A 26,840-nucleotide genomic window follows, 5' to 3' on the forward strand; every position below is an offset into this window, starting at 1 on the left:
CGCTTCGGGGCGGTTTGCATATCGGGAGCATGACTGATTTTGGGGCTTTTCCCGCAATTCGGCGGGGGCCTTGGGGCATGATCAAAAGCCCTGCACCGCACCGGGACGGCTATCCCGGCAGCAAACCCTGCATGGCAATAGGGCCATGTGGGCTGAAGGATAAGAAATGTTCGACGTTAAGACCGTATCGCTGGAGTGGGGCGGAAAGACCCTCACCCTCGAAACCGGCCGTATCGCCCGTCAGGCTGACGGCGCTGTTCTGGCCACCTATGGCGAAACCGTGGTGCTCTGCGCCGTGACCGCCGCCAAGTCGGTGAAGGAAGGCCAGGACTTCTTCCCGCTGACCGTCCACTATCAGGAAAAGTTTTCGGCTGCAGGCCGTATTCCCGGTGGTTTCTTCAAGCGCGAGCGCGGTGCGACGGAAAAGGAAACGCTGGTTTCCCGTCTGATCGACCGTCCGGTCCGCCCGCTGTTCCCCGAAGGTTTCTATAACGAAATCAACGTTATCGCTCAGGTGATGAGCTATGACGGCGAAACCGAACCCGATATCGTCGCGATGATCGCCGCCTCGGCCGCGCTGACCATTTCGGGCGTGCCTTTCATGGGCCCCATCGGCGCTGCGCGCGTGGGCTTCAAGGATGGCGAATACCAGCTCAACCCGTCGATGGCGCAGGTGGCCGAAGGCCGTCTCGACCTCGTTGTTGCGGCCACCGGCAATGCCGTGATGATGGTCGAATCGGAAGCCAAGGAGCTGTCCGAGGAAGAAATGCTGGGCGCCGTGATGTTTGCCCACGCCGAAAGCCGCAAGGTCGTCAATGCGATCATCGAACTGGCCGAAAAGGCAGCCAAGGAGCCTTGGGAAGTCGACCTGTCGGACAACACTGCCGACATGAAGGCCAAGCTCAAGAAGCTGGTCGGCAAGGACATCGCTGCTGCCTACAAGCTGACCGACAAGTCGGCCCGCTCCAACGCGCTCAATGAAGTGCGCGCCAAGGCCAAGGCCGCTTTCGCCGATGAAACGCCCCAGACCCAGATGGTCGCCATCAAGGTGACCAAGAAGCTGGAAGCCGAAATCGTTCGCACCGCCATCCTCAAGGACGGCAAGCGTATCGACGGGCGCACCACCACGCAGATCCGCCCGATCGAATCGATGGTCGGCTTCCTGCCCCGCACCCATGGCTCGGCGCTGTTCACGCGCGGTGAAACGCAGTCGATCTGCACCACCACGCTGGGCACCAAGGACGCCGAGCAGATGATCGACGGCCTTGATGGCCTGTCGTATCAGAACTTCATGCTGCACTACAACTTCCCCCCTTATTCGGTGGGTGAAGTGGGCCGCTTTGGCGCCCCAGGTCGCCGCGAAGTGGGCCATGGCAAGCTGGCATGGCGCGCGCTGCACCCGGTGCTGCCGTCGAAGGAAGACTTCCCCTACACGATCCGCGTTCTCTCGGACATCACCGAGTCGAACGGTTCCTCCTCGATGGCCACCGTCTGCGGCGGTTCGCTCTCGATGATGGACGCCGGTGTGCCGCTGGCGCGCCCGGTTTCGGGCATCGCGATGGGCCTGATCCTTGAAGGCGACGATTTCACCGTGCTGTCCGACATTCTGGGTGATGAAGATCACCTGGGCGACATGGACTTCAAGGTGGCCGGCACCTCCGAAGGCATCACCACGATGCAGATGGACATCAAGGTCGCGGGCATCACGCAGGAAATCATGGCGCAGGCTCTGGCTCAGGCCAAGGAAGGCCGCGCGCATATCCTGGGCGAAATGCTCAAGGCGCTGGGCGAAGCTCGTACCGAACTGTCGGCACACGCTCCGCGCATCGAAACCATCAGCATCGACAAGTCGAAGATCCGTGACGTCATCGGCACGGGCGGCAAGGTGATCCGCGAGATCGTGGCCACCACCGGCGCCAAGGTCGACATTGACGATGAAGGCGTGATCAAGATCTCGTCGAGCGATCTGGGGCAGATCGAGGCCGCCAAGGCCTGGATCCTGGGCATTGTGGAAGAGGCCGAAGTCGGCAAGATCTACAAGGGCAAGGTCGTCAACATCGTCGATTTCGGCGCTTTCGTGAACTTCATGGGCGGCAAGGACGGTCTCGTCCACGTGTCGGAAATGAAGAACGAGCGCGTGGAAAAGCCGACCGATGTGGTGAAGGAAGGCCAGGAAGTCTTCGTCAAGGTTCTCGAAATCGACAACCGTGGCAAGGTCCGCCTCTCGATGCGCGTCGTCGATCAGGAAACCGGCGCCGAGCTGGAAGACACTCGTCCGCCCCGCGAACCGCGCGAACCGCGCGCTGATCGTGGCGACCGCGGCGGCGATCGCCGTCCGCGCGGCGGCGACCGCGACCGTGGGCCGCGCCGTGAAGGCGGCCGCGATGGTGGCCGTGACCGTGGTCCCCGTCGTGACCGTGAAGAGGGTGGCAACCCCGATCACATGCCGGCTTTCCTGAAGTCGGAAGACTGATCCAAAAATAGGGGAGGGCGTTTCGCGCTCTCCCTTGGGATCAAGGAAAAGGCCCGCCTCCAGCGATGGAGGCGGGCCTTTCTATTTGCCGGCGGGTTTGCTGCGCGCCCGTTCCTCCGGCGTCGGTTCGGCGACGATCACGCGGTTGCGGCCCTCGGCCTTGGCGCGATACAGGGCGCGGTCGGCGGCCCGCAGCGCGGCGCGCGAATCGGCAAAGGAAAACACATCGGCAATCCCGGCCGAAAAGGTGACCTTGCCGATGGGCATATCGGTGGCGCGGTTGACCATCCGCCGCTCGGCCAGCGCGGCGCGGGCATCGTCGAGCAATTCCCATGCCTGATGCAGCGAACGCCCGCGTAGCAGGACGACGAATTCCTCGCCTCCATGGCGGGCGACATGGCAGCGGTCATCGGAAATCCGCGTCAACGCCGAGGCGACATTGCGCAGCACCCGGTCGCCCGCCTCATGGCCATGCTCGTCATTGATGCGCTTGAAATTGTCGATATCGCAAAAGGCCACCGCCAGTTGGTCGCCCGCATCGCGCGCGCTGGCAAATTCGCTGGCAAAGCGATGCTCAAAGGCGCGCCGGTTGGGCAGGCCGGTCAGGTGGTCTTCCTCGGCGCTGCGGCGGGCCTGTTCGAGGCTGCGGCGCAGGGCGCGCGTTTCCAGCATGGAGCGCGCCATATCCTTTTCCAGACTGGCGGTGCGCTCAAGCATGGTGCGTGCGATGGAAACCAGTTCCTGCACGAGTTCTCCCGTATCGGCGGGCGCACTGGCGGGCTTCATTTCCTCCAGCCCGTCGACATGGGCCGAAAGGGCATCGCCATATTCGCTGGCCGCCGTTTTTGCGGCGGTGCTGGTGCGGTCAAACGCCTCGATGTTTGATTCCAGCCGGTTCATCAGCCGGTTAAGAAACTCGCTCTGGTCCCCGCCATTCTCGCGCAGGATCAGTTCGATCCATTCCAGCGTCAGGGCCTGGCGTGACTGGATGCGTTGATCGATGCTGCGCGTTATCGAACCGTCGCCGCCGGTCAGGTAATTATGGGCCACGCCCAGCGTGATCGGGTTGATTTCCAGATCATGGGCCAGAAGAAAATCGGCAATATCTGTCAGCAACTGGCTGCGGGCCAGACGGCGCGGATCCAGCACGACCGACGTATCGCGGGCCTCATCCTCCTGCGGCATATCCTCTTCGCGCCCGGCGCCCCTCAGCCAGCCAAGCAGCCCTTTGGACGGGCGCCGCGAAAGATTCGGATCATGCGAGGTCATCGGCGCATTCTAGCCCAGGCCTATGGAAAGCCTGTTGCCGCTTTGCACCGGATTTTTACGCAGTTCGCAGATTAAGGCTTGGCGGGCGGGGGATTGTCCTGAAACACCGTGGCGCCGGGGGGCAGTTTCGACCAGTCGGCGGGGGTGACGCAGCAATAATTGCCGCTGCGATGGGCGATGTTTTGCAGAAAAGGCGGCAGCCGTTTGCAGCGCATCAGGATGCCATCGCTGTTCTGCGCGGCCAGATAGGCCACCGGATCATTGATCGAGCCGCGGAAATGCGGGGGCAGCACGGCCAGTTCGTGATCGGGCATCCGGCTCTGCATATAGGCGAAATAGGTGACATCATCGAGCAGCAGATGCCGCGCCTCACGGGGCATGGGCAGGTTGCATTGCCGGGCCGCGCCCATGATATCCTTATACGAGGCGTGATAGCCGAAAACCGGCACCGACCAGGGATGCGAGGGCAACCAGTCACGTCGCTGGGCATCATCGATCAGGCGCGGGCCGTACAGGCCCGACACCAGCACAATCGACAGCAGCATCAGCGGCCCGATCGCCAGCGCCAGCGTGCTGGTCCAACGGCGCAGGCCCTCCCAGCGATGGGGGCTGGCCATGGCCAGAATGATCGCCAGCATCAGCAGCGGCAGGACAAAGCTGGATTCGTAAGGGTTGCGGTCATACTGGCTGACGCACCAGATCGACACCGCGCCCAGCAGCATCAGCGCGATCACCGGCTCGGGCGGGATGACCTTCTCTCGCCACATATTGCGTACACCGCCCACAAAGCTAATGATCGCGGCCAGCAGGGCGGTGGCCCAGATGATCGTCATGCCCCCGCGCCAGCCACTCATTTCGTCATCGCTGACCATGCCCACGGGCAGCCACATCGAGCGTGGGCTGACCGAGGGCGCAGCCTTGTCGATATAGGCGGAGAGCTTGTAGTTCTGCAGAACCTTGAGGACCAGCTGCGTCTTGCCGATCGCGCCAATGTCGAGCTGTCCGGCAAGGTTGTTGCGGGCATGCATCTTGGCGATGACGGGATCGGCGGGGCATTCCACGCGGTTGATCCAATATTTCGCCGCGCTGCCCGTGGCCAGCAGCAGCAGCACAATGGCCACCCCCCGCGCAAACAGCGCCCGCCGCCCGCGACTGGCAAAGATGATGCAGGCGGCAAATGCAGGCACCACCAGCACCGCTTTGAAGTGATAGGACATGGCGATGAGCGCCAGCGCCAGAATGGTCAGCGAGCGGCGCCATGCCGTGCCGGGACTGGCGGTGGCGTTGGTATAGGCGATGCCGTTGAACGGCGCGAACAGATTGCCCGGCGAGCGCCAGCCCGCGCTGGCGATCAGCACGGCGGCCGTGGCGGCCAGAAAGATCGGCTGTTCCGGGCGGCTCCACACCAGAAGCAGCGGCATCACGCCCAGCCCCATCAGAGCCGAGGCGATGATGGCCAGCGAATGGCGTTCATCCGAACTGCGCCCGATCTGTTTGACCAGACGCAGCACCATGATGATGAACACAATCGCATAGCCCACGCCCGAAACGCGCACGAACAGCGGATCGGGAAAGCGCGTGTTGAAAAAGGCCGAATACCATCGCACCGGCCACATGAAAAAGGGCGGTACGGCCAGCGTGTTGGGCCCGCAATTTTCCGAATAGAGCTTGTCCAGCCCATCGAGCCAGGCGCGTTCCTGAAGCCGCCAGCCGATTTCGTCGGAATAGATCGGCAGAAACATCCCCGCGACCAGCGCGATCAGCAATCCTGCCACCACCACACGGCGCAGATTGGGAAACAGTCTGGTGTGATCAAGGGTCATGAAAACGGTGCGCGCCCCAAAAATTGCGGTTTGGATGTGGCCAAATGCAACAGGGCGCGCAAGTGGCCGATCATGCCACTTGCGCGCCCTGGCTGCTCAACAGGAACTTATCGCACGCGCGGATTGCCAAAAGGCAGCGGCGGCGGGGGGCGGCGATGGCCGCGCGGCAATTGCGCCTGATAGGCGCGGCCGCAATGTTCGACGCAATAGGGGAAACCGGGGTTCACCTTCTCGCCGCAGAAATGGAAATCCGGTTCGCCCGGATGGCCCATCGGCCAGCGGCAGATACGGTCGTTCAGATCCAGCAGGCTGGTCTTGTCGGCAATATCGGCGCTGGGCTTGGCGGGCACGAGGCGGCGCGGCGGGGCGGGGGGAATGGGGGCCTGCTGCTCACCCGGACCCTGACGCAGAAAACCGCCGGGGCCGACCGAGACGATGCGCGGGGCAGGCGGAGCGGCCGGAGCATCGCCCGAAGGCGCGGCAGGCGCAGCAGCGACAGGCGCGGGCGGCGGTGCCACAGGGGCGGCAGGCGCCGGGCGCGGAGCGGGCGCCGCAGCGCGGGGCGCGGGCGCTTCGACAGGGGCGGGGCGGGGCGGCGGCGGCGCGGCCTGAACCGGGGCGGGCGCGGCTTCCTCGTGGCGATCATTCGACTTGACCGGGCTGGGGCGGGCCTTGAGCCCGAGACGGTGCGCCTTGCCGATCACGGCATTGCGCGACACGCCGCCCAATTCCTCAGCGATCTGGCTGGCGGTGGCGCCGCCTTCCCACATGCGGGTCAGTTTGTCGATGCGTTCTTCGGTCCAGCTCATGCGTGCCTTGCTGCCTTTTGTCCTGAAATCTTCCGCTCGCCCTAATGTGGGGTGATTGAAAGCGCGGTGCAAGTCTTGCCAGCCCGCGCGCTACCCGATAGTCGGGCAAGCATGGCCGATCAACCCCGCAATGCCGCCCAGACCGCCGCTATCACCGATGATTCGCCGGTTCGCCCCCGTTTAAGGCAATTTCCTGTGCAGGGAGAGCCGCTGATCCATGGCATTAACCGCCTTGGGCTGTGGACTCTCTACATGAAGGAGGTGCGCCGCTTCATCAAGGTGCAGACCCAGACCATCTGGGCACCGGCGGTGACGACTCTGCTGTTTCTGGTGATTTTTACCGTGGCGATGGGGCGCGGGGGGCGGATCGTGCTGGGGGTGAACTTTGCCACCTTCGTCGCGCCGGGCCTGATCATGATGGGCATGATGAACAATGCGTTCCAGAATGCCTCGTTCAGCTTCCTTGCGGGCAAGATCCAGGGGACCATCGTCGACTTCCTGACGCCGCCCCTGACGGCGGCTGAATTGATGGCCGGGATGATCGCCGGGGCGATGACGCGCGGCATTCTGGTCGGGCTGGCGCTGGCGGGGGCGATGCTGCTGTGGCCGGGGGTGACGCTGAGTGTGGCGCATCCCTGGGCGGTGGTTTGGTTCGGGTTGATGGGCACGATGCTGCTCTCGCTGATCGGGCTGCTCTCGTCGGTCTGGGCGGAGAAGTTCGATCATAACGCCGCCGTGACCAATTTCGTGGTGCAGCCCTTGGCGCTGCTCTCGGGCACGTTTTACGTTATCGACAACCTGGCCCCCGCGTTTCAGTCGGTCAGCCGGGTCAACCCCTTCTTCTATGTGATTTCCGGCTTCCGCTTCGGCTTTCTGGGGCAAAGCGACATTGGCGCGACCAATCAGGCGGTACTGCATGGCGCGCTGGGTCTGGCGGCGCTCAATGCCGTGATCGGCGTGGTGACCTATCTGGTGCTGAAATCGGGGTGGAAGCTCAAGGGTTGATCCTTTCGGCCAAGCCGGGCGACAAAAAACCCGCCGGGGCGATCCTCGGCGGGTTTTTTGTTTCCGTGGCGGGTCTGACCTCAGTGGCTCAACCCGGCGCGCAGCCTGTAGCGGGCCCCGTCAAACGGCTCGAACACCTGCGGCAGGGCAGGGTGTTCGACCGGATCGCCGCCTGTGTCGCGGATCAGGTTCTGTTGGCTGACATAGGCGATATAGCTGTCCTCCTCGCTCTCGGCAAAGAGGTGGTAGTAGGGCTGGTCGCGGTCGGGGCGTAGCTCTTGCGGAATGGATTCGTACCATTCCTCGCTGTTGGCGAACACAGGATCGACATCGAACACCACACCGCGAAAATCATGGTCGCGGTGGCGTACAACATCGCCGATCGCAAAGCGGGCCTGTGCGGCGCGAGGTACGTCAATCCGACGTCCGGCCTGGGGAGAGAAGAAACTCGTTCTGTCCATGATGGGAAATATAGGCCTGTTGCAGCGCAAAACAAGGCGCGCATCAGAAAATCCACAGCCATGTGAAATTAGGGCTTGGCAAGGTATGATTCGTTGGCTAGAGGGCGGCTCCCGACCGGGACGAAGCCCTTGCGGTTTCATCCAAAACCTCTGCGGAGAGGTGGCAGAGTGGTCGAATGCACCGCACTCGAAATGCGGCATACTCGTGAGGGTATCCAGGGTTCGAATCCCTGCCTCTCCGCCACTTACCCCTCCAGAGGGGTGCGCAACAGTCCACTCGGATTGACGTTTTTTCTTAAAAATCGACACTTAACGGCCTGAGGCGACCATAACGGTCCATACGCCTCCACTCATGGCGTGGGTTCGATTCGTGGTCTCGGCGTTTGGAAAACGTGGTTCGGCGATGACTATGTTGAGCGACGCAAAAATCCGCGCGACAAGGCCTGCAAGCTTACCGACAGACATCGGCTTTACCCTCTGGTGAGGCCGAACGGCTCCAAACTCTGGAAGTGGAATTACGCCTTCGATGGCGTGCGGAAAACGATGGCCTTCGGGAGTTACCCGGCGGTCAGCCTCGTCGCAGCGCGGGGCAAGCGCGACGAGACACGTGCACAACTCGATGATGGCAGGGACCCTTCCTCGATCAGGATGTTCATAAAGGGGGCGGCCACTCACTATCTTCACCATTGAGATAGTGTTGTCCTGCCGAAAGTCTTCTATTTGGAGCGTTGGATAGTCAGGCGCCAGGTCCCACGGAATGCGTTCCGGCCGTAATCTGAGCTTCGGCTGTTGGACTTGACCGTTTTGACAAATGGTAAGCTTGGGACGACAACCTCGGCTACCAGTTCAGCCCGATCGCAGGCCCTGATATGGCAATGGAGGTTGCTATGCGGTGTCGATCTCTTGACGGCCGGGGAATTATAAAAATAATCTAACTTTTGATCCATATTAAAAACATTGACTGCACAATATGCCATCACGCCTTCACTTTGTGGAGGAGCTTAAGATGGGCAAAATTGTTTACGCGGCCAAGATCACTCACATCCCGCGCATGATCCTGTCGGAGCAGCCCGGCCCGCTGCATGGGTGTCGCGACGACGCCGTCGAGGGGTTGCGCGAGGTTGGGCGCCGGATTCTCGATGCGGGGGCGGAAACGCTGATTGTGCTTGATACGCACTGGCTCAGCAATGCGGGCTATCATGTCAACTGTGCGTCACACTTTGATGGCGTCTATTCGAGCAGTGAGTTTCCGACTCAGTTGAAGGATCTGGAATATCACGCGCCCGGTGATCCTGAACTGGGCCATGCCATCGCGGCTGCCGCCTCGGCCGCCGGGGTGCCGACCTTTGCGCATGAAAACAAGGCGATGGGGCTTGAATATGGCACGCTTGTGCCTTTGCACTTTATGAATACCGGCGACAGATTGAAGGTCGTCTCCATGTCGGGCTGGCTGGCCTGGGCGTCCATCGACGAGAGCCGGAAGGTCGGGGCCGCCTTGCGCGCCGCCATCGAGGCTTCGGATCGCAAGGTGGCGGTGCTGGCCAGTGGTTCGCTGTCGCATCGCATTCACGACAATGCGGTCGTGCTCGATCACCCCTATGAGATCAGTGACGAATTCAACCGCCAGTGCGATCTGCGCGCGCTTGATCTGTGGACGCAGGGGCGCTGGAAGGAGTTTGCGGGGATGCTGCCGACCTATGCGCGCGCTTGCAGCGGCGAGGGTTGGATGCATGATACGGCGATGCTGATGGGGACGCTCGGCTGGGATGCCTATCAAGGTTGCGCCGAGGTGATCGTCCCCTATTTCATTGCTTCGGGCACCGGGCAGGTGATTGCCCAGTTCCCGCTCGCGGCCTGATGCCCTGATCAGTGGTTTCCATCGCGGGGCCGTCCTGTTTATTTTGCATATCTTTGCAAAAGATGATATTGTTAAGTATCAACAATAAATAACGGCAGGCATGGCTGGCGGCTCGGTCATGCTCGACCTTCGCGGTGTGAGATTGGGGGGAGGATGGCGGACATAACTGAGGTTAATGCAAATATCGATTTGATGCAGTTGCGTTACTTCGTGGCCGTCGTCGACGCGGGCAGTATTTCCAAGGCATCGCGCCTGTGCAACATCGCGCAACCGGCACTGTCGAAGCGCATTGCCAATCTTGAATTTGCCATGCGTGTGCCTCTGCTGCATCGCGGACATACGGGGATACGGGCGACCGAGCAGGGGCTTTTGCTGTATCAGGCGGCGCAGCGTGTTCTGCATGATATGGCCAAGGTGATCGATCAGGTCCACTCCGCCGAAGACAATCCGGTCGGCGAGGTAAGGGTGGGTTGCGTCAACAGTCTGACGCGCATGATCGGCCCCGCGCTGGCCAGGCGGGTGCGCGAGGCCTATCCCAATGTCAGGCTCTCGTTTGTGGCAGGCCAAAGCGGCGATCTGTATCGGGCGCTGTGCGATGGATTGCTCGATCTGGGGCTGTTGGTGCATGACAAGGAAATTGGCAGCCTGGACATCGATCTCCTGCTGACCGAGGAACTCTTCCTTGTCGCCAGCCCCGACTTGCCCGGCCTGCCGCCTGAAGATGTGATCGCGCCCGAACAATTGTCCGGTCTGCCCTTTGTCTTTCCCACGGCGCGGTCTTTTGCCAGCGGGCGTTATCTGCTCGAATATCTGCGCCATCGCGGCATCCATCTCAACATTCAGGCCGAAATCGACGGCGAGGCCATTCGCGATCTTATTGCGGGCTCGTTTGGGGCCTGCATCCTGCCCGCCAGCTTCGTTGAAAGCGACATTGCCAGTGGGCGCGTATGCCTGAAACGTCTGCGCGACTTGCCGCTGCGCCGTGATCTGGCCCTGTGTTCTGCCAATGATCGCCCGCGCACTCTTGCGGCCCGGGTGCTGGCCCGCGAACTCAAACAGATGCTGACGGAGGAGCTGATGCGCACGGCCTGGCGGCATGTGCGGATCGCGGGCTGAAGCATGCCATAGATTTCGCGCATACCCCCATCACCATACAGGATTAGAACTGCGCCGACCTATGTGTGAAGGAGTTCACACCAACAAGAATTCACATGCGGAGAGATCAGACATGTCGATCACCTTTGAGCAGGTGGGCAGGACATTTGCGGGGAAAGCCGAAGGGATTGCGCTGTCACCACCATGCGATGCCGGCACAATCCAGACCATCCTTGCGGCGCTCGACCGCTTCGGGGTGGTGGTGCTGGCCGGTCAGAAAATGACGCCTGATGAGCAGATCGCCTTCAGCGAGCAATTGGGGCCGCTGGAAAACTCCGATGAAGGCAATCCGAAATATCGCAAGCTGCGCGAGGACATGAAATACACCGACCAGCGCGTGTCGGAAATTTCCAATCTGGTGGATGGCGCGACCATTCTTGGCGCCACCGACATGCGCCGGATTTTCCAATATGCGAACCAGTTTTGGCATGCCGACAGCACGTTCCGCCCGGTGCGCGCCCGATACACCTTCCTTCAGGCGATCCTGGTGCCGCGGGATGGCGGCGATACCGAATTCGCCGATATGGCAACGGCGTGCGAAGAGCTGCCTCAGGCGCTGCGCGAGGAGGCCGAAGGGCTGATCGGCATTCACAGCCCGCGCACCATCATGGACCATCTGGGCGCCACGCGGCCCGATCAGGGCGGGTTCTTCAGCGAACTGCCCGATCAACCGCGCCCGATCATCGAAACGCACCCCGGTTCCGGCCGTCAGGTTTTGAACATCGGTTCGCACCTCTCCCATATCGAGGGGATGCCGATGCCGGAAGGGCGGGCGTTGATCGCGGCGCTGCGCGAACATGCGTGCGATCCGCGCTATCGCTATCGTCACCGCTGGACGCCGGGTGATCTTGTCATCTGGGACAACCGCTCGACCCTGCACCGCGCATGTCGTTACCGTGAGAATGATCAGCCGCGCCAACTGGTGCGCACCTTGGTGGAAGACAGATGAAACTGGGTCTGGAAGGGCGCCGCGCGCTGGTGACGGGCGGGTCGGCGGGGGTCGGGCTGGGCATCGCCAGGGCGCTGGCCGAAGAAGGTGTGGAACTGGTGTTGGCAGGGCGCCGCGCCGATGCGTTGGAGCGCGCGGCGGCTGAACTGGGCGGGGCGCAGACCGTCGCCATCGATCTGACCCGGCCCGATACAGCCAAAGCGCTGGCCGAGGCGGCGGGGGCGGTCGATATTCTCGTCAATTGTGCCGGTGCCTCGGCGCCGCTGGGCATCGGCGGGTCGGAGGAGGACTGGCAGGCGAGTTACCAGATCCGCGGCATCGGGCGACGCCAATTGATCGAGGCCTGCCTGCCGCATATGCGGGCGCAGAAATACGGGCGCATCTTCATGATCGGCGGCGGCTTCGAGGTGCAGCAGGTGGTCAACGCCGCCTCGGTCTTCAACGCGGCCAGCACGGTCTATGGCAAGAGCCTGAGCCACATGGTAGCGGCGGACGGGGTGACCGTGAACACCATCGCTTTGGGCTTTATCGTCAGCGAGCAGGGGCCTGCGCCCGTGCCGGTGTCCGCCATTCCTGCGGGCCATTATGGCGATCCTGCCGATGTGGGCGCGCTGGTGGCCTTTCTGGCCAGTCCGCGTGCCCGTTACATCACCGGCGAAGTTATCGCTGTCGATGGCGGCTTCCACCGTTTCGCATTCTAGGCCGTATACCCATAAACCACGCCTTCGAGGCGCCAAAATGGCGAAGAGATCGGGCGGAAGCGGCCGCAGGGAAGGCTGGTTGCCTTTCCAAGGACGCTTTTGTTCGAGATCGAAGCCATTTTGGCGTCGCTCCGCGATTTGACCCAACCGGCCCATTGCGGCGTCGGCTCGGCTCGAAATATCGACATATTCCCTCACCTCGCCTCCTTGCACTGGGCCGGTTGGCCTCAAACCTCGAAGGCGTAGTTTATGGGTATACGGCCTAATACCCGACCGCTTTGGCGCCCCAACGCCGAAGCGGTTGGCCCGGCCAACGGTCCTCCTCGGCGATGATGGGGTTGGCTATGCTGCCGATACCATCAATGCGGCTGACCAGCAAAGAACCACCTGCCAGGGGGCGGCGCCCGGCGCCAGGCGCGGGGCGGGGCGAGCCGGACAGGATGATGTCCCCCGGCTCCAGCCCGAAAGCATGGCTGGCCTCCGAGACCAGCATGGCGATCGAATGGATCATCAGCGTGGTCGGCCCGGCCAGTTCAACGGTGCCGTCAATCTCCTGCGTGATGTGCAGCCCGTTGGGATCGGGGAGGTGGCTGGCGGGCACGATCCACGGCCCCAGCGGACAAAAGCTGGGAAAGCCCTTGCCGCGCCCCTGCTGGAAAAACAGCGGGCTTTGGCTGCTGTCGCCGAGCATGACTTCGGGCGCGGTGATGTCATTGGCGATGGTATAGCCAAAGACATGGTCCATCGCCTGTTCGGGGGCAATGCGGTGGCCTTTGCGGCCGATCACCACGGCCAGCTCCGTTTCGGCGACCACCACGCCTGCCTCATAGGGCAAGATGACGGGATCTGCCGGGCCGACAAGGCTGGACGCCGGTTTGAAGAACAGGATGGGGTCGATGGGACCACGCGGGGCCTCTCCAGCGGCAGAGCGATAGTTGGCGCCCACCCCTATGATCTTGGGCGGGCGCCCCAGCGGCGCCCCCAGCCTTTGCCCGGCCAGCGGCATAGCCGTGGCGGTCTGACAAAAGGCCGGGATTTCGGCGGCAACATCGGCCCAATCGGGCAAAATGGCCTCCACATCCCGTCCCCCGATCAGCGGGGCCAGCGCCACGATGCCGGCATCGAGCAACAGGCCCGGCACTTCCTCGCCGGGCGCACCAAATCGAACGATCCGCATCGCATTCACCTTGGTTCTGGTTTGTGGGGGAGGGGAGGCTTTATCCGGCGCCGGATACGGCCACGTCGGCAAAGCCTGCGCGCGTAAAGCGGCCCAGACGTTCGGGCAGCACCATATCGTCGAGATTGAGCCACAGCCGGAGCATCAGCCGCCACAGCGATGGATCATCGTAATCCTCATAGGCGGTGCGCGCATGCATCACCGCGTAATTGTTGACGAATTGCATGTCGCCGGTTTCCAGCTCCATATCGACGCGGTATTCCGGCTTTTCCAGCAAGGTTTGCAACAGGTCGATGGCTTCGGCCTCCAGCGCGGTGGGTGTTTCGCCGCGCTTGCGCATCGCCGCCTCGATCCCGCGCCGCCCGAAGAAGACGCAAAGCTTGCCATCGGCCACGCCAAAGTTGGGCACGCGATAGCTGGTCGTAGCGTTGGGATCATCGCCTTCGCCGCGATAGTCGAGGTGAAAGCCGCGGTAAAACACCGGCAGCAGGTCGGGGCGCGTCGCCAACAGCTCGTTATAGACCGCCGGGATGTTGACGATGGAACTGGCGCCGCCCGACTTTGCCTTGCGCACGCAGAGCAGGCCGACGACATCGGCCAGGTCATTGTGCGGTTCCTGATGGCGCCGGTCCTGATAACCGCGCACGCGCCCGGTCGACGCGTCAAGGCCATGAAAAGTGACATGCGAAAGCAGGGCGCCCGCCGCGTTCTGCCCGATGCCCGTGCCCAGATAAAGGCCAAGGCCCCAATAGATGATTTCCAGCTCGGCCACGCTGAAACGCTCGACCGGTAGCTTGCGGACCAGCGCAAAGCGGATGCCTTCGATCAGTTCCTTGCGGATCGCGGCCAGCTTGACGCTGAAAAGGGGGAGGGTGAACTGCTCACGACTGAATTGGCCCACGCCAAGGCCCAGTTTTTGAACGGCGCGCAAGGCTTGCTCGATTTCGTCAGCCTCTTCGGGTGTAATCCTCCAGATCCACCCGTCTCCCTTGAAGTCCCCGGGCCCCCACAATGCACGCCCGGTGATCGGAGTGCACAGCATTTCGTCGGCCATCTGGCTTGCTCCCACAATTTTTGATGGCTTCCGACTGCCATCATGGACGCAGGGCTGGGAAATACCGGATGACGAAGGGGCTATCGCACGCGGCGATGTGGCGGGGGGCTGTGGCGGACACCAGGGCCATCGCCACAGCTTATACAGCTATCGCATTTTGGCATTTTGTCGATCCTTCCGAAAATGCGAGGTCGGTAGCGACGCAAATGGCGCACCACGGCGGCAAACCGCCCGGGTCTGGGGAGAGAAGCTGGAATGAACGTGACATCGGTTCGCGAAACGGGCGGCGATGACCACCGGCAAGGCACTGCAGCGCCCTATGGCGCGCATCCCGTGGCGCCTGCCTCTCCCCCCCTTGTTAAGGTTGTGGCCGGGGCCTCTATCGGCACGGTGATCGAATATTACGATTTCGGCATCTATTCCTCGATGGCGGTGCAGATCGGCGTACATTTCTTTCCGCCGCAGGATGCCAAAACTGGCGTCATTCTGGCGGTGGGGTCCACGGGGCTGGCCTTTCTGGTGCGGCCCTTGGGCGGCATGCTGTTTGGCATCCTGTCCGACACGGTGGGGCGCAAGTTCACCTTCATGGTGACGCTGATCCTGATGAGCCTTGCCACCATCCTCATGGGCGTCGTACCGCCTTATGCGGCGATTGGCATGGCCGCGCCGCTGATCATTCTGGGCCTGCGCATTGTTCAGGGGCTGGCGGTCGGCGGGGAATATGCGGCGGCCTCAACCTATGTGGTGGAACATGCGCCGGACGCTCGGCGCGGCTTCTACACCGGCTGGCTGGGTGCCATGACCAGCGTTTCGCTGCTGCTCTCGCTGGTCGCGGTCAGCGTCACCTCGCGGGTTTTCGGCCCGAAGGCTTTCAATGACTATGCTTGGCGCATTCCCTTCCTGTTTGCGGCGGTAATGCTGGTTTTCGCGTTGTTCGTGCGGTCCCAGCTTAAAGAATCGCCGATCTTCCTTCACCTCAAGGCGAAGATGGGCGTGGCCAAGTCGCCCCTGCGCGACGTGCTGACCAACAAACAGGCGTTGGGTGATTGCATGGCGGTGGCCTTTGGCATCTGCACGCCGCAAATCACCGCAGGGCTGACCGGGTCGATGTTCACGCTCTATTCGCTCCAGACGCTGGCCCATGTGGATACCGGTTATGCCACTCTGGTGGTTGCCTTTGGCAGCCTGTTCGGCTCGCTGGCCACGGTCTGTTTCGGGGCTCTGTCGGATCGGCTGGGCCGCCGCCGGGTTCAGATCTGCGGCATGCTGGCGGGCGTGGTCCTGTTTTATCCGATCTATGTCATGCTGGTTGATGCCGCGCGCGCCGGACGGATCGATCTGTGGTTCTGGGCCTGTGCGATGCAATTGCCCGGCGCGATGATTGTGGGCCCCGGCTTTGCCGCCATGACCGAGGCCTTTCCCGCCCGGCGCCGCGCGACATCGGTGGCGCTGGCCTTTTCCGTCGGCGGGGTGATTGGCGGCTTTTCGCCCGGCGCCGCCCTGTTGCTGTCCAGCCTGACGCCCAGCGGCATGGGCGGCATCCTGTGGCCCATCGCGGTGTTGGCCTTGGGCGGCGCGATTTACTGGCGCTGGATCCCCGATCGCAGCGGCCAGCGCATGTGGGACGACGTACTCGAAGGAAACAAGTGAGATGGAGCGCATTGGAATTGCCGATGCCGGTGCCCATGCATCGGCTGCTTGCCCGGCAGATGGGGGCAAGCCGGGGATTTACGCCGTTTGAGTTGAGTAACCCGCGGCCACGGATCGGCCGCCCGATAATGCCAGACATAAGAAAACTGGCGGATTTGCAGGGGAGAAAATCGATGACACGAAACACCACGCTTCGCGGGGCTCGCCGCCTTGCGCTTTCCACATCGCTGCTGGCACTGGCCCTTGCCGCCGCTCCCGCCATGGCCGCCGACGAAGCGCCCAAGGCCGATGACGATGCGCCTTCCATCATCGTCACGGGCAGCCGTGTCTCGCGTCAGGGTTTTGTCTCGCCGACGCCGGTCACGGTTGTGGGCGGCGAACAGGTTGAGCATCAGGCCGCAGTGCGCATCACCGATGTTCTCAACACTTTGCCAGCGCTGCGCCAGACCACTTCACCCTCAACCGTTTCGCAGCAGCAGGGCGGCAATTATGTGCAATTGCGCGGGCTGGGTTCGGTACGCACGCTGGTGCTGGTGGACAATCAGCGTTTCGTTGCCACGACGGTGAACAATCTGGTCGACGTGAACCTGATCCCGACCAGTCTGATCGAGCGCATCGAGGTGGTGACGGGCGGCGCCTCGGCCGCCTGGGGGTCGGATGCGGTTGCGGGCGTTTCCAATTTCATCCTCAAGAAAAACCTGCAGGGCCTGACCGGAACGGCGCAATATGGCCAATCGACCCATGGCGATTCCCGCGAATATGCCTTCTCGCTGGCCGGTGGCAGTGATTTTGCCAATGGCAAAGGCCATGTCCAATTGGCCGGCGAACTCAGCAAATCCTATGACTACCTTTATGGCACCAGCCGCGGTTGGGCATCGCAGGGTTGGGGCTATGTGGTCGGCCCCACGGCCAATCCTGCGGCGGGCGCTGGGCGTTATCTGCGCTCGGGCACGACCTCGCCCATTCTGGCGCCCGGCGGCACGGTCATTTCCGGCGCTGGCGGTCTGCTGCCGGTCGGCAATCCATTACGGGGAATCCAGTTTGGTGCGAATGGCGCTGTTCTGCCGTTTGCCTATGGTACCGACGCGCTGGGCAATCCCATCCAGAACAACGCCAACCTTCAGGTCGGCGGGCAGGGGGTGAACCCCGGTATCACGCAGGCCATGAACAGCCCGCTCCAGCGCGGCACGCTCTATGGCACGCTGGATTATGACCTCGGCAGCGACGTGCATTTTTCGGCGCAGGCGTCCTATGGCCGCACCAAGTCGTCCACCAATGCCTTGGACGTGTTTTCGCCCAACGCGGGCCTTGGGATCAACATCCTGACGACCAATCCTTATGTCCCCGCAGCCTTGCTGGCGATTACCCCGGCGGGCACGGCGTCTTACAACATCGGCCGTTTCAACAGTGAGCTGGGGCGCACCACGCTGACGGCGGACAACCAGACGTGGCGCATCGTGGGCGGCTTCAACGGCAAATTCGGCACGAGCTGGAAATGGAATGTGGCCGCCGGTTACGGGCGCACCGATAACCATTCGCAAATCGTCAATCACCTGATTTCGGCCAATTGGAAAGCGGCGCAGGATGCCGTGCTTGGCCCGAACAACACCATCATCTGCCGCATCAATTCCACCAACCCCGCCGATGTGGCCATGACCTCGAACCCGTCCTATGCGGGCTTTGGCGCCGGGGGCGGTTGCGTTCCGGTGAATGTGTTCGGGACCAATTCGATCTCCAGCGCGGCGGCGGCCTATGTGATGGGCACACAGACCTTCGACTTCCACACGGGGCAAACCTTTGCCGATGCCTCATTGAGCGGCGAGCCGTTCTCGACCTGGGCAGGGCCGGTGGCCATGTCGAGCGGCATTGAGATCCGCCGCGAATCCCTCGTCGGCAACAGTGACCCGATCTCGAACCAATCGACCGCAACATTCCCCTCGGGCGGTTTCAATTACGGGAACCCCAAGCCGATCAACGGCCATTATGATGTAAAGGAGGGCTTTGTCGAAGCCGCCGTGCCGTTGCTGCAATCGCATGGCACGGATGCCATCGCGCTGAACGGTGCCGTCCGCCTGACCGATTACAGCACCAGCGGAACCGTCACCACATGGAAGGTGGGCGGCACCGTCAAGCCGATCGAAGGGGTGATGTTCCGCGTGACCCGCTCGCGCGATATCCGCGCGCCCAACATCAACGAATTGTTCCTCTCCACCCAGACCTTTGTCGAAGGTGTGACGGATTATGGCAATGGCAATGCTTCGGTGCAGGCTGTGCGGCTGGTGCAGGGCAATGCCGCGCTCAAGCCGGAACGGGCCGATACGTTTACCGCTGGCGTCACGCTTCAGCCTGCGGTCATTCCGGGGCTGCGCATTGCCCTTGATTATTATGACATCAAGGTCGGCGGGGTGATCGGTTCGCTGACCGCCCAGCAGATCCTGAACTTCTGCTATGGTCAGGGCGGCTTTAACAAGGACACCAGCTATTGCAATTATGTGAACCGCAATGCGGATGGCTCCTTGAAGAACATCATTGCCACCAATTTCAACCTCCAGAGGCTGAAGACGCGCGGGCTCGATGTGGAGGTCGCTTATAACCGGGCGCTGGGTAGCGGGCGGATCGGATTTCGTTTTCTGGGCAATGCGCTCAATGCCATGATTATCGATCAGGGCACCGGGCTTGCCAGCGCAGTCGTGGATCGCGCGGGCGAAGTTTCCCAAAACGGTTTCAACGGCGTCCCCAATGGCAGCCCCAAGTGGCGCCATACTTTCAACGTCAACTATTCGCGCGGGCCGCTCGATCTGTTTGGGCAATGGCGCTATGTCGGCCCCGGTGTTTATGATGTGACGGCGCAAACGACCACGCCCGGTGTTGCGAATTACATTGAGAACAACAGCATCGCGTCGGTTTCCTATTTCGATCTGGCGGTGTCCTATAAAATCATCTCGACGGCCGGAAAAAAGGTGGAACTGTTCCTGCGTGGCGATAATATTTTGGACAAGTCTCCACCGATTGTTGTTCAGGGAGGTATCAACCCCATCGCCAATTCGGGAAGCTTCTATGATCTGGTCGGTGCCCGTGTCACGGGAGGTGTCCGCTTCAGCTACTGATCCCGCCTTGCCTTGGACATGAGCCGGAAGATGCTCCCGGTCCGCCATCACAGGCGGACCGGGGCTTCGTTTTACTCTATTTTGCCAAACTGCGGCCGGGTGGTGAATTCAAGAAAAGCTTGCGCCAGATGCTTGCCGATGGGGTTGCCGAAATCGCGGCGGGGAGGGCGCGTTGTACATTTGCAGGCAACGCCCCGTTTCCCGGATCAGAAATCATGGACCAATGCGCCACCGCGCATCACCGCCTGCGCGCGAATGTCTGCGCCCATATGACGGTCTGTTCCAGCCTGGGGCCTTCAGGATTGCCAGTTGGAATGTGAATGGACGACGTCTTCCGACAAGGCCAATTCGCCGTGGGAATATTGCTCTTGCGGCGGCAATCCCGCCGCCATGGACGCCAACCTCGCTGCAATTCATGATCAATACCGGTTCAGAAGCCTGATATTGAACAAAAGCGCCCAAGCTGAAACCACAGCGACGGCGAGGAAGGCGGCGCGATAGCCAATGACGCTTGCACCCGTCACCGCGACATGCCCAACCACTTCCAGCACCACGCCCGCGATGCAGATCCCTAACGAAAAGCATAATTGCTGGATCGTGGCATAAAGGCTGGTGGCCGCACTCATCCTCTCGGCAGGAACGTTGAGGAAGGCCGCAGTGTTGTATCCGGTGAACCCCAGCGATGTGAAAAAGCCGGTCGCCGCCAGAACGGCCATCATCCCGCTGCTTGGCCAGGCCTCCTGCCAAAAGGCCAGCGCGCCATAGCCGATGCTGGAGATGATGCCCGCCACACTCAGGCTGGTGCGATAACCGAAATGGCCGATGATGCGCGGTGCCAGCGGCTTCATCACTACGGCTCCCACCGCACCCGCCATGGCGATCACGCCTGCGGCGGCGGCGGAACGGTGGAACCCGGTCTGCAGCATCAAGGCCAGCAGGAAAGGCTGCGCTCCCTGTGCAATACGGATCAGATTGCCCGCCGCCACCGACAGTCCAAACGAGGGAATGCGCAACAGTGAAAGGTCCAGAAGGGCGCCCGGAACCCGGCGCGCATGGCGGACATAGCTCCATCCCCACATCAGCCCGGCCGCCAGCAGCGCCCAAGCCAACGGCCCGCCCCACGCGCGGCTCACCAGCTCCAGCCCGAACACCCCGCAGCCCAGCGCAGCACCAGACAGCACGAAGCCCTTGCCATCAAAACGCATGGCGACGCCACTGGGCATAGGCGGCATCAGCCACAGGGCCAGCACCAGCCCCAACACGCCGACCGGCAGGTTGATGTAGAAAATCCAGCGCCAGTCCAGCCAGGTGATGATGAAGCCCCCCAGCGGCGGCCCCAGAATGGGGCCCACCAGCGCGGGCATCACCAGCCATGACAGAGCCGCCATCAGTTCTTCGCGCGGGGTACAGCGGATCAGGATCAGACGCCCCACCGGCATCATCAGCGCACCACCCAACCCCTGCACCATGCGCGCCACGACCAGCGCGCCCAATCCCTGCACCTGCGCGCAGCCAACCGACCCCAGCAGAAACACCACGATGGCCGCACAATAAATCCGCCGTGCGCCCCAGCGGTCCGCCAGATAGCCGCTGGCCGGTATGAAAATCGCCAAGGCCACCAGATAGGACGTCAGGCCCACGCTGAGCCACGAGGCAGGCACTTTCAAATCGCGCGCCATCGCCGGCATGGCAACGGCCAGCACCGTGGCATCCAGTTGCTGCATCAACAGCGCCGAGGCGATCACCAGCGCGATCAGACGAAAGTTGCGCGGCTTGCCCGCCGGCAGGTCCATGCTGCATGTCCTTTCGATCAAGCGGACCGTATGATCGCGTTCGCCTGCAATGCGCAACCCCGCACGTCAACATGAGAGGGCGGTATCAGGCCAAATTCTGCCTGACCCGCTGCTCCAGCCGCTCTGCCACCGAGGCGCAGATAGGATCGCCCGCCCGCAATTTGCGCCATGTGTTGTAGCTGATGCCATAGCGATCCATCAGTTCATCGCGCGACTGGCGGTTCAGATGCTGTGCCATGCGCTCCACCAGGTCCAGTGGCACGACCCGTTGATGCTTGGGCAAAGGCTCATTCATCGCTTGCCTCCCATGTGTATGGCGGGGGCCGGTGAGGGCCGGCCCCCGCCGACGGCTCAATCAGAAGCTGACCCGCACACCCATGGTCATATAGCGACCGATGGGGTCATAGGCGCTGCTGGCTGCCGTGGTGAAGGTGGTGACGGGGGGCGGCGAGAGCGGAGGATCGCGATCGAACAGATTGGCGACCGACAGATAGATCTGCTGATTGCCGCCGCCCAGATGGAGATTATAGGTGCCCGTCACATTGGTGTAGAACACGGCGGGTGTGTGGTTGATGTTCACGTCAACTCCTTCAACCCAATCCGCGCGCAGCTTGGCCGCACTGATAAAGCGCTCCTGCACGAAGAGCGAGAGATCGCCCTTGGTCCAGGTGGCCTGCGCCACGCCGCTCCATTTGGGCGTGGTGGTTTCCCCGAGCCCTTCCAGCACCGGCGAACCGGGCGATTGCGAGTTGTTCTGCAGCCCATGGTTGCCCACCAGGCGCAGGTTCAGCTTGCCGCCCGCCAGCGTGGTTTTGTAACCCAGTTCGAAATCGATCCCGGCCACGGTCTGCGCGGCCAGATTGAGGTTGGGCCGCTGGATGCTGAGCGAACCGGAGGGCAGCACGGTGATATTGGCGCATTGCACCTGATTGCCCGCCGCGCATTCATCCACCACGCGCTGTTCGGTCAGGGTGGTGATGGCATCGTCCAGCTTGATCTTGTAATAATCGACCGAAGCCGAGAAGCCGGGCAGCCAGTCGGGCTGGAACACGGCGCCAAAGGTGGTGGTCAGCGCCTTTTCGGGCCGCAGGTTGGGGTTGCCGGTGGCGAAATTGACCTGCGCGGTCTGGACGCCGTTATACACCACATTGCCGTTAAGCTGGGTGGCCGGATTGTAGAGTTCGAGCAGATTGGGCGCACGGATATCGCGCGAGACCGTGCCGCGCAAACGCAGCGCCTGATTGATCTGCCAGCTGCCGCCCAGCTTCCATGTCGTCACCCCGCCCGAGGTGCTGTAATCGGCATAGCGCACCGCGCCGTTCAGATCGAGCGAACGGGCAAAGGGCACATCCTTGAGCACCGGCACGGCGACTTCGAGATAGCCTTCGCGGATGTCATACTGGCCGGAAAAGGGCAGGGGGTTGAAGAAGCGATAGGGCCCCTGACGGCCGTTGAGCGCCGAAGGGCCGCCCCGGATGCCGGTGAAATCAATGCGAGTGGGCGACAGCGCGTCGGTGGTCTGGTTGGCGGTTTCCTTGCGGTATTCCAAACCGGCGGCCACCGCGATCGGCCCGGCCAACTGGATCTTGTCGCCCAGATCGCCGCGAATGTTGGCCGACACAACCTGCTGGCGCAGGCGCAGGTTGAGCACATTGTCGCCCGTCACATAATCGGTGATGGCCTGATTGGCGGCCTGCGGACCGAACAGGTTGCGCGGCGTACAGCCCGGATCGAGCCCGGCGAGCGTTGAACGGCAGACGATCCGCCCCGACACCGGATCGCGCACCGCGTCGGCCGAGGCATAGAGATTGCGCGCGATGGTCAGGTGGTTGGAGCGCAGTTCCTGATCCGTCTGGCCGAAGGTGTAGCTGGCATCATATTTCCATGATCCGCCCAGCGCACCGCGCACGCCCAGCGATCCGTGATAGACGCTGATCTTCGATTCATTTTCCGACAGCGGCAATTCGCCCTCAAACCGGCCCATCTGGAACGACTGGACACCGGCCGTCACCATCCGCGCCAGAACGTCAGGCGGCAGATAGGCATTGTCGCGATAGATCGTATAGGCCGCGCTCGATCCGGTGTTCTGGCTGACAAAGGCGCCCTGGGTGGTGTGGCTGTTGGCGTAAAGCCCCTCGGCAAAGATAGTGGTGGCGGGGGAAAGGTCGAATTCGGCACGGGCAAAGGCGTTATAGCGGGTTTGCGTGGGCATCAGGCCGATATTCGCCCGCGCCCCGTCTCCGCCGCTTTGAAAGGCTGTGCCGGTGTTGGTCCCGTAATTGAAGGGCGCCGAAACGCCGCCGGGCAGGAACTGCGTGCCCTTGAGCGGCCCGGAAGAGATCAGCCCGCCATAGGTGCCCGCCGAACTGCGGATCGAGGGGATGACAAGGTTGCGCGGGAAGGCGCCGGTCGCGGGGTTGGCGATGAGGCCCGCATTGTTGTCAAACCATGCCCGCCCGGTGTTCTGATCGGCGCGCAGGCCATCCTGATGGAAATAATCGGCCCCCGCAATGAAGTGGAGGCGGTCATCGGCCGCCGATACGCCATAGGCCACCGATCCGCCCACCGAGGGCAGATCGCCATGGCCCGACACACCGCCCAGCACCTCGGCCTTGAAGCCCTTGAATTTGGTGTCGAGCACAAAGTTGACCACGCCGGCCACCGCGTCCGAACCATAGGCCGCCGATGCGCCGCCCGTCACCACATCCACCCGGCTGATCAGGCCCTGGGGCAGGATGTTGATATCGACCGAACCGCCGCTGTTGGTGGCGGGCATGCGGCGGCCGTCCAGCAGGACCAGCGTGCGCTGGGCGCCCAGTCCGCGCAGGTTGAGCAGGTTCTGGCCGCTGTTGCCGCCCCGGCTGTTGGTGGTCGAGGGGCTGGATGTCTTGGTGCTGCCGTTGAAGACCGGCAATTGGTTGAGGCCATCGGCCAGATTGGTCGGGGCCGAGGCGCGCAACTGCTCGGTGGTGGTGATGGTGACTGGGGTGGGTGCCTTAAAGCCGGTGGCGACGCGGCTGCCGGTTACGACGATCGCGGCGTCAGCGGGGCTGGCGGGGGCGGTTTCGGCCGCCGGGGGCGTTTCGGCGGGGAGGGTTGCGGCGGGCGCCGGGTCCGCCTGCTGGGCCAGCGCGGGGGCCGCCATCAGCAGGACCATGGCAACCGGCATCAGCGCCGCCCCCTGGATGAATTTGCTTTTCGCGTTGGTGTTGGTCACTTTCATCTCCCTAAACTTATATAATTATTGAAATTTTATGCCTGACGATTGAGCCTGCCACCGATCAGCAAGGCCAGCAGGGAAAGCAGAGCGGCCGCCGCGCACCATGCGCCCGGAATGGCCTTGTCGCCGGTCGCCTCGATCAATGCGGTGCAGATCGCCGGGGTGAAGCCACCGAAGATCGCCGTGGCCATGCTGTAGGCGAGGCTGAAGCCGACCGTGCGGACGTGTGCGGGGATCACCTCGGTGAGATAGACGATGAAGGCCCCGTTGTAGGTGGCATAGACCGCCGCCATCAGCAGTTCGGCGGTCAGCAACCCGCCAAAGCTGGGGCTGGCCACCAGCCAGACCATAAGGGGATAGGTCATCACAGCCGCCAGCGCGGTGGCCCCGATCAGCAGAGGACGGCGGCCGATACGGTCCGACAGCGCCCCCATAACCGGCAGCAGCACGAAATTGGTGATGCCCACACAGGCCGTGATGAACAGGCTTTCGCCCGGGCCAAGCTTGAGCACCTTGCTGCCATAGGTGGGGGTGTAGGCGGTGACCATATAGAAGAACACCGTCGTCATCACCGCCATCAACGTGCCCTGCAGGACAAGACCCCAGTTGCTGCCGATCATGCGCATGATCTGGCCGATCTGCGGATGTTCCTTGCGGTTGAGAAAGGCGTCGGTTTCCTCGACATGGCGGCGGATCAGGAACAGGAAGGGGATCATCGCGCAGCCGATCACGAAGGGCACGCGCCAGCCCCAGTCCTGCATGGTTTCGGGCGACAGGCTGGAGGAAACCAGCAGCCCGATGAGCGCGGCAAAGACCACCGCCGCCTGTTGGCTGGCCGATTGCCACGCGGTGAAGAAACCCTTGCGATGGGGCGGGGCGATTTCGTTGAGATAGACCGAAACCCCGCCCACCTCGACCCCGGCCGAGAGACCCTGGACCAGTCGCCCGGCCAGAATGATGAGTGGTGCGGCCAGACCGATCTGGGCATAGGTGGGGGTGACGGCAATCGCCAATGTGCCCACCGCCATCAGGCCAAGCGTCAGCAGCAGCCCCTTGCGGCGGCCATGGCGGTCGACATAGGCCCCCAGCACCAGCGCCCCCACCGGCCGCATCAAAAAGCCCGCGCCAAAGGTCATCAGCGTCAGCAGGAGCGAGGCAAATTCGCTGCCCGTGGGGAAAAATGCCTTGGAAATATAGGTGGCGTAATAGCCGAAAACCATGAAATCGAACATTTCAAGGAAATTGCCGCTGGCCACGATGAAGATCGATTTGAAGGCCGATTTGCCGCGCGCGGCCCCGGCATCTGCAATACGGTCTGCCGAGAGGGTGGATGACGTGTTCATGGCGTTACCTTCTGCGATGCCGGCTCCATGCCGCTGGCGCGGATGGCGGCTTCGGCCTTGGAAGAGGACAGGAAATCGAGCAGGCTGCGGGCAGCCTGTTGCCGGGGCGAACTGGCCACGACGCCACCCGAAAAAGCGGTCACTTTCTGGAGCTCGTCGGGCACAAGGCCGATGATGCGGATGCCTTTGACGGGTTTGAGTTCGGACAATTGCTGAAAACCGATCTGGGCCTCGCCGCGCGCCACGATTTCGCCCACGGGCGTCGCGGGGATCATGCGACCCTTGGGCCGGACAATGTCGGCCACGCCAAGCCTGTCGAGCATGGTGGTCTGGATATAGACGCCGCTGGCACTGTCGGACCATGCCACCGAGGGGGCCGCGATCAGCGTCTGGCGCAGGGCCTGCGGGGTGGAAATGTCTGGCGCGGGGGCGCCTTCCCGCACCGCCACGGCGATTTTGGACAGCGCCAGATCCACCGAGGTGCCCTGTGTAATCCTGCCCTGCGCCGTCAGCGCGTCGAGGGCCGAGCGGGCGAGGATAACGACATCGGCATCCTCGCCGCGGGCCAGCCGGGCCGGGATGGCATTGGCCGTTGCGCCCATCGAGGGGCCATGGCCAATGACGATCCTTGTGCCGGTTTGGGCCGTGTATTGCGCGGCCAGCACGTCAAAGGCGGCGTTGAACCCGCCCGAGGTCAACACATGCAGTTCGTTTGCGGCGACAGGCACGGCGGATGGCGCGCGCGCGGTCGGATTGTGGCAAGCGGCCAGCAGCGGGGCCAGCACAAGCCCCAGCACGACGCCCCGGCGAAGCCGCGAGGCAGGTTCGCCCGCGCCGGTCCGCGCATCGCTATTCATCAGCCGGTGCATGACAGCCTCGCTCCCTTGGATCGCCTCTTTGGGCGTTTTTGCCTTTGGCCGGACGCAAGATGGCGCCCGCCTGTGTTTGACTATAGAAGCAACCGGACATATATTTATCAAATGCAATTATTGG

General features: G+C 62.6%; 19 protein-coding genes and 1 tRNA gene. 9 read left to right on the forward strand and 11 right to left on the reverse strand.

The features are described from left to right. Window positions 1-166: 166 nt before the first annotated feature. Window positions 167-2,473, forward strand: a complete 2,307-nt coding sequence (gene pnp, locus FHW92_RS06480; protein ID WP_168602442.1) for a polyribonucleotide nucleotidyltransferase — start codon at window positions 167-169, stop codon at window positions 2,471-2,473. Between the two features lie 81 nt (window positions 2,474-2,554). Here pnp and FHW92_RS06485 read toward each other — a convergent pair whose 3' ends face one another. From FHW92_RS06485 to FHW92_RS06495, 3 genes are all read right to left on the reverse strand, one after another. Further along, entirely contained in the window at window positions 2,555-3,742 is a 1,188-nt protein-coding gene (locus tag FHW92_RS06485; RefSeq protein WP_168602443.1) for a GGDEF domain-containing protein, read from the reverse strand. 71 nt (window positions 3,743-3,813) lie between these two features. After that, on the reverse strand, window positions 3,814-5,565 hold the full coding sequence (locus FHW92_RS06490) for a hypothetical protein (protein ID WP_168602444.1): 1,752 nt from the start codon (window positions 5,563-5,565) through the stop codon (window positions 3,814-3,816). 107 nt (window positions 5,566-5,672) lie between these two features. Next, window positions 5,673-6,374: a GcrA family cell cycle regulator gene (locus FHW92_RS06495; protein ID WP_168602445.1), complete on the reverse strand. Its 702-nt coding sequence runs from the start codon at window positions 6,372-6,374 to the stop codon at window positions 5,673-5,675. Window positions 6,375-6,485: 111 nt separating this feature from the next. Here FHW92_RS06495 and FHW92_RS06500 point away from each other — a divergent pair, with 111 nt between their 5' ends. Next, a complete protein-coding gene (locus FHW92_RS06500) occupies window positions 6,486-7,379 on the forward strand; it encodes an ABC transporter permease (protein ID WP_168602446.1) in 894 nt (297 codons plus the stop codon). A gap of 80 nt (window positions 7,380-7,459) precedes the next feature. Here FHW92_RS06500 and hspQ read toward each other — a convergent pair whose 3' ends face one another. Next, window positions 7,460-7,840 carry a heat shock protein HspQ gene (gene hspQ, locus FHW92_RS06505; protein ID WP_168602447.1) on the reverse strand — a complete coding sequence of 127 codons (381 nt, stop codon included), beginning with the start codon at window positions 7,838-7,840 and terminating at the stop codon, window positions 7,460-7,462. Between the two features lie 154 nt (window positions 7,841-7,994). On the opposite strand from hspQ, the gene FHW92_RS06510 reads away from it, so the two are divergent. The 5 genes from FHW92_RS06510 (at window position 7,995) to FHW92_RS06535 (ending at window position 12,503) form a co-directional block, all read left to right on the forward strand. After that, window positions 7,995-8,084 (forward strand) — tRNA-Ser (locus FHW92_RS06510). A gap of 762 nt (window positions 8,085-8,846) precedes the next feature. Beyond that, complete coding sequence (gene hpaD / locus FHW92_RS06520) at window positions 8,847-9,698, forward strand: 3,4-dihydroxyphenylacetate 2,3-dioxygenase (protein WP_168602449.1); 852 nt, start codon at window positions 8,847-8,849, stop codon at window positions 9,696-9,698. Window positions 9,699-9,890: 192 nt separating this feature from the next. Further along, window positions 9,891-10,814, forward strand: coding sequence for a LysR family transcriptional regulator (locus tag FHW92_RS06525; RefSeq protein ID WP_216662323.1), 924 nt, complete (start codon window positions 9,891-9,893; stop codon window positions 10,812-10,814). 112 nt (window positions 10,815-10,926) lie between these two features. Continuing rightward, window positions 10,927-11,802 carry a TauD/TfdA family dioxygenase gene (locus FHW92_RS06530; protein ID WP_168602451.1) on the forward strand — a complete coding sequence of 292 codons (876 nt, stop codon included), beginning with the start codon at window positions 10,927-10,929 and terminating at the stop codon, window positions 11,800-11,802. Beyond that, a complete protein-coding gene (locus tag FHW92_RS06535) occupies window positions 11,799-12,503 on the forward strand; it encodes an SDR family oxidoreductase (protein ID WP_168602452.1) in 705 nt (234 codons plus the stop codon). Before FHW92_RS06530 ends, FHW92_RS06535 begins: the two co-directional genes overlap by 4 nt. Before the next feature lie 262 nt (window positions 12,504-12,765). On the opposite strand, the gene FHW92_RS06540 is transcribed toward FHW92_RS06535, so the two are convergent. Both FHW92_RS06540 and FHW92_RS06545 read right to left on the reverse strand, forming a co-directional pair. Beyond that, entirely contained in the window at window positions 12,766-13,680 is a 915-nt protein-coding gene (locus FHW92_RS06540; RefSeq protein ID WP_168602453.1) for a fumarylacetoacetate hydrolase family protein, read from the reverse strand. A gap of 40 nt (window positions 13,681-13,720) precedes the next feature. Further along, a complete protein-coding gene (locus FHW92_RS06545) occupies window positions 13,721-14,734 on the reverse strand; it encodes a TauD/TfdA family dioxygenase (protein WP_168602454.1) in 1,014 nt (337 codons plus the stop codon). A 255-nt stretch (window positions 14,735-14,989) separates the two neighbouring features. Here FHW92_RS06545 and FHW92_RS06550 point away from each other — a divergent pair, with 255 nt between their 5' ends. Together FHW92_RS06550 and FHW92_RS06555 are read left to right on the forward strand one after the other, a co-directional pair. Beyond that, on the forward strand, window positions 14,990-16,384 hold the full coding sequence (locus FHW92_RS06550; RefSeq protein ID WP_168602455.1) for an MFS transporter: 1,395 nt from the start codon (window positions 14,990-14,992) through the stop codon (window positions 16,382-16,384). A 173-nt stretch (window positions 16,385-16,557) separates the two neighbouring features. Beyond that, window positions 16,558-19,491, forward strand: coding sequence for a TonB-dependent receptor (locus FHW92_RS06555; protein WP_168602456.1), 2,934 nt, complete (start codon window positions 16,558-16,560; stop codon window positions 19,489-19,491). Between the two features lie 419 nt (window positions 19,492-19,910). Here the strand turns inward: FHW92_RS06555 and FHW92_RS06560 are convergent, their stop codons facing one another. From FHW92_RS06560 to FHW92_RS06580, 5 genes are all read right to left on the reverse strand, one after another. Continuing rightward, window positions 19,911-21,284 (reverse strand): MFS transporter, encoded by a 1,374-nt coding sequence (locus tag FHW92_RS06560; RefSeq protein ID WP_168602457.1) that lies wholly within the window; start codon window positions 21,282-21,284, stop codon window positions 19,911-19,913. Window positions 21,285-21,369: 85 nt separating this feature from the next. Beyond that, window positions 21,370-21,579: a hypothetical protein gene (locus FHW92_RS06565; RefSeq protein ID WP_168602458.1), complete on the reverse strand. Its 210-nt coding sequence runs from the start codon at window positions 21,577-21,579 to the stop codon at window positions 21,370-21,372. Between the two features lie 60 nt (window positions 21,580-21,639). Then, window positions 21,640-24,501, reverse strand: a complete 2,862-nt coding sequence (locus FHW92_RS06570; RefSeq protein ID WP_168602459.1) for a TonB-dependent receptor — start codon at window positions 24,499-24,501, stop codon at window positions 21,640-21,642. Window positions 24,502-24,536: 35 nt separating this feature from the next. After that, window positions 24,537-25,847, reverse strand: a complete 1,311-nt coding sequence (locus FHW92_RS06575) for an MFS transporter (protein ID WP_168602460.1) — start codon at window positions 25,845-25,847, stop codon at window positions 24,537-24,539. Then, window positions 25,844-26,716, reverse strand: a complete 873-nt coding sequence (locus FHW92_RS06580) for a substrate-binding domain-containing protein (RefSeq protein WP_246869976.1) — start codon at window positions 26,714-26,716, stop codon at window positions 25,844-25,846. The genes FHW92_RS06575 and FHW92_RS06580 overlap by 4 nt, the downstream gene beginning before the upstream one ends. Window positions 26,717-26,840 lie beyond the last annotated feature (124 nt).

This window comes from Novosphingobium sp. SG707 (assembly GCF_012275515.1).
GTDB lineage: Bacteria > Pseudomonadota > Alphaproteobacteria > Sphingomonadales > Sphingomonadaceae > Novosphingobium.

Excerpts from the sequence above, each read along its gene's own strand:
- pnp (WP_168602442.1), top strand. The coding sequence starts at position 167 with ATGTTCGACGTTAAGACCGTATCGCTGGAGTGGGGCGGAAAGACCCTC.
- FHW92_RS06485 (WP_168602443.1), bottom strand. The coding sequence starts at position 3,742 with ATGACCTCGCATGATCCGAATCTTTCGCGGCGCCCGTCCAAAGGGCTG.
- FHW92_RS06490 (WP_168602444.1), bottom strand. The coding sequence starts at position 5,565 with ATGACCCTTGATCACACCAGACTGTTTCCCAATCTGCGCCGTGTGGTG.
- FHW92_RS06495 (WP_168602445.1), bottom strand. The coding sequence starts at position 6,374 with ATGAGCTGGACCGAAGAACGCATCGACAAACTGACCCGCATGTGGGAA.
- FHW92_RS06500 (WP_168602446.1), top strand. The coding sequence starts at position 6,486 with ATGGCCGATCAACCCCGCAATGCCGCCCAGACCGCCGCTATCACCGAT.
- hspQ (WP_168602447.1), bottom strand. The coding sequence starts at position 7,840 with ATGGACAGAACGAGTTTCTTCTCTCCCCAGGCCGGACGTCGGATTGAC.
- hpaD (WP_168602449.1), top strand. The coding sequence starts at position 8,847 with ATGGGCAAAATTGTTTACGCGGCCAAGATCACTCACATCCCGCGCATG.
- FHW92_RS06525 (WP_216662323.1), top strand. The coding sequence starts at position 9,891 with ATGCAGTTGCGTTACTTCGTGGCCGTCGTCGACGCGGGCAGTATTTCC.
- FHW92_RS06530 (WP_168602451.1), top strand. The coding sequence starts at position 10,927 with ATGTCGATCACCTTTGAGCAGGTGGGCAGGACATTTGCGGGGAAAGCC.
- FHW92_RS06535 (WP_168602452.1), top strand. The coding sequence starts at position 11,799 with ATGAAACTGGGTCTGGAAGGGCGCCGCGCGCTGGTGACGGGCGGGTCG.
- FHW92_RS06540 (WP_168602453.1), bottom strand. The coding sequence starts at position 13,680 with ATGCGGATCGTTCGATTTGGTGCGCCCGGCGAGGAAGTGCCGGGCCTG.
- FHW92_RS06545 (WP_168602454.1), bottom strand. The coding sequence starts at position 14,734 with ATGGCCGACGAAATGCTGTGCACTCCGATCACCGGGCGTGCATTGTGG.
- FHW92_RS06550 (WP_168602455.1), top strand. The coding sequence starts at position 14,990 with ATGAACGTGACATCGGTTCGCGAAACGGGCGGCGATGACCACCGGCAA.
- FHW92_RS06555 (WP_168602456.1), top strand. The coding sequence starts at position 16,558 with ATGACACGAAACACCACGCTTCGCGGGGCTCGCCGCCTTGCGCTTTCC.
- FHW92_RS06560 (WP_168602457.1), bottom strand. The coding sequence starts at position 21,284 with ATGGACCTGCCGGCGGGCAAGCCGCGCAACTTTCGTCTGATCGCGCTG.
- FHW92_RS06565 (WP_168602458.1), bottom strand. The coding sequence starts at position 21,579 with ATGAATGAGCCTTTGCCCAAGCATCAACGGGTCGTGCCACTGGACCTG.
- FHW92_RS06575 (WP_168602460.1), bottom strand. The coding sequence starts at position 25,847 with ATGAACACGTCATCCACCCTCTCGGCAGACCGTATTGCAGATGCCGGG.
- FHW92_RS06580 (WP_246869976.1), bottom strand. The coding sequence starts at position 26,716 with ATGCACCGGCTGATGAATAGCGATGCGCGGACCGGCGCGGGCGAACCT.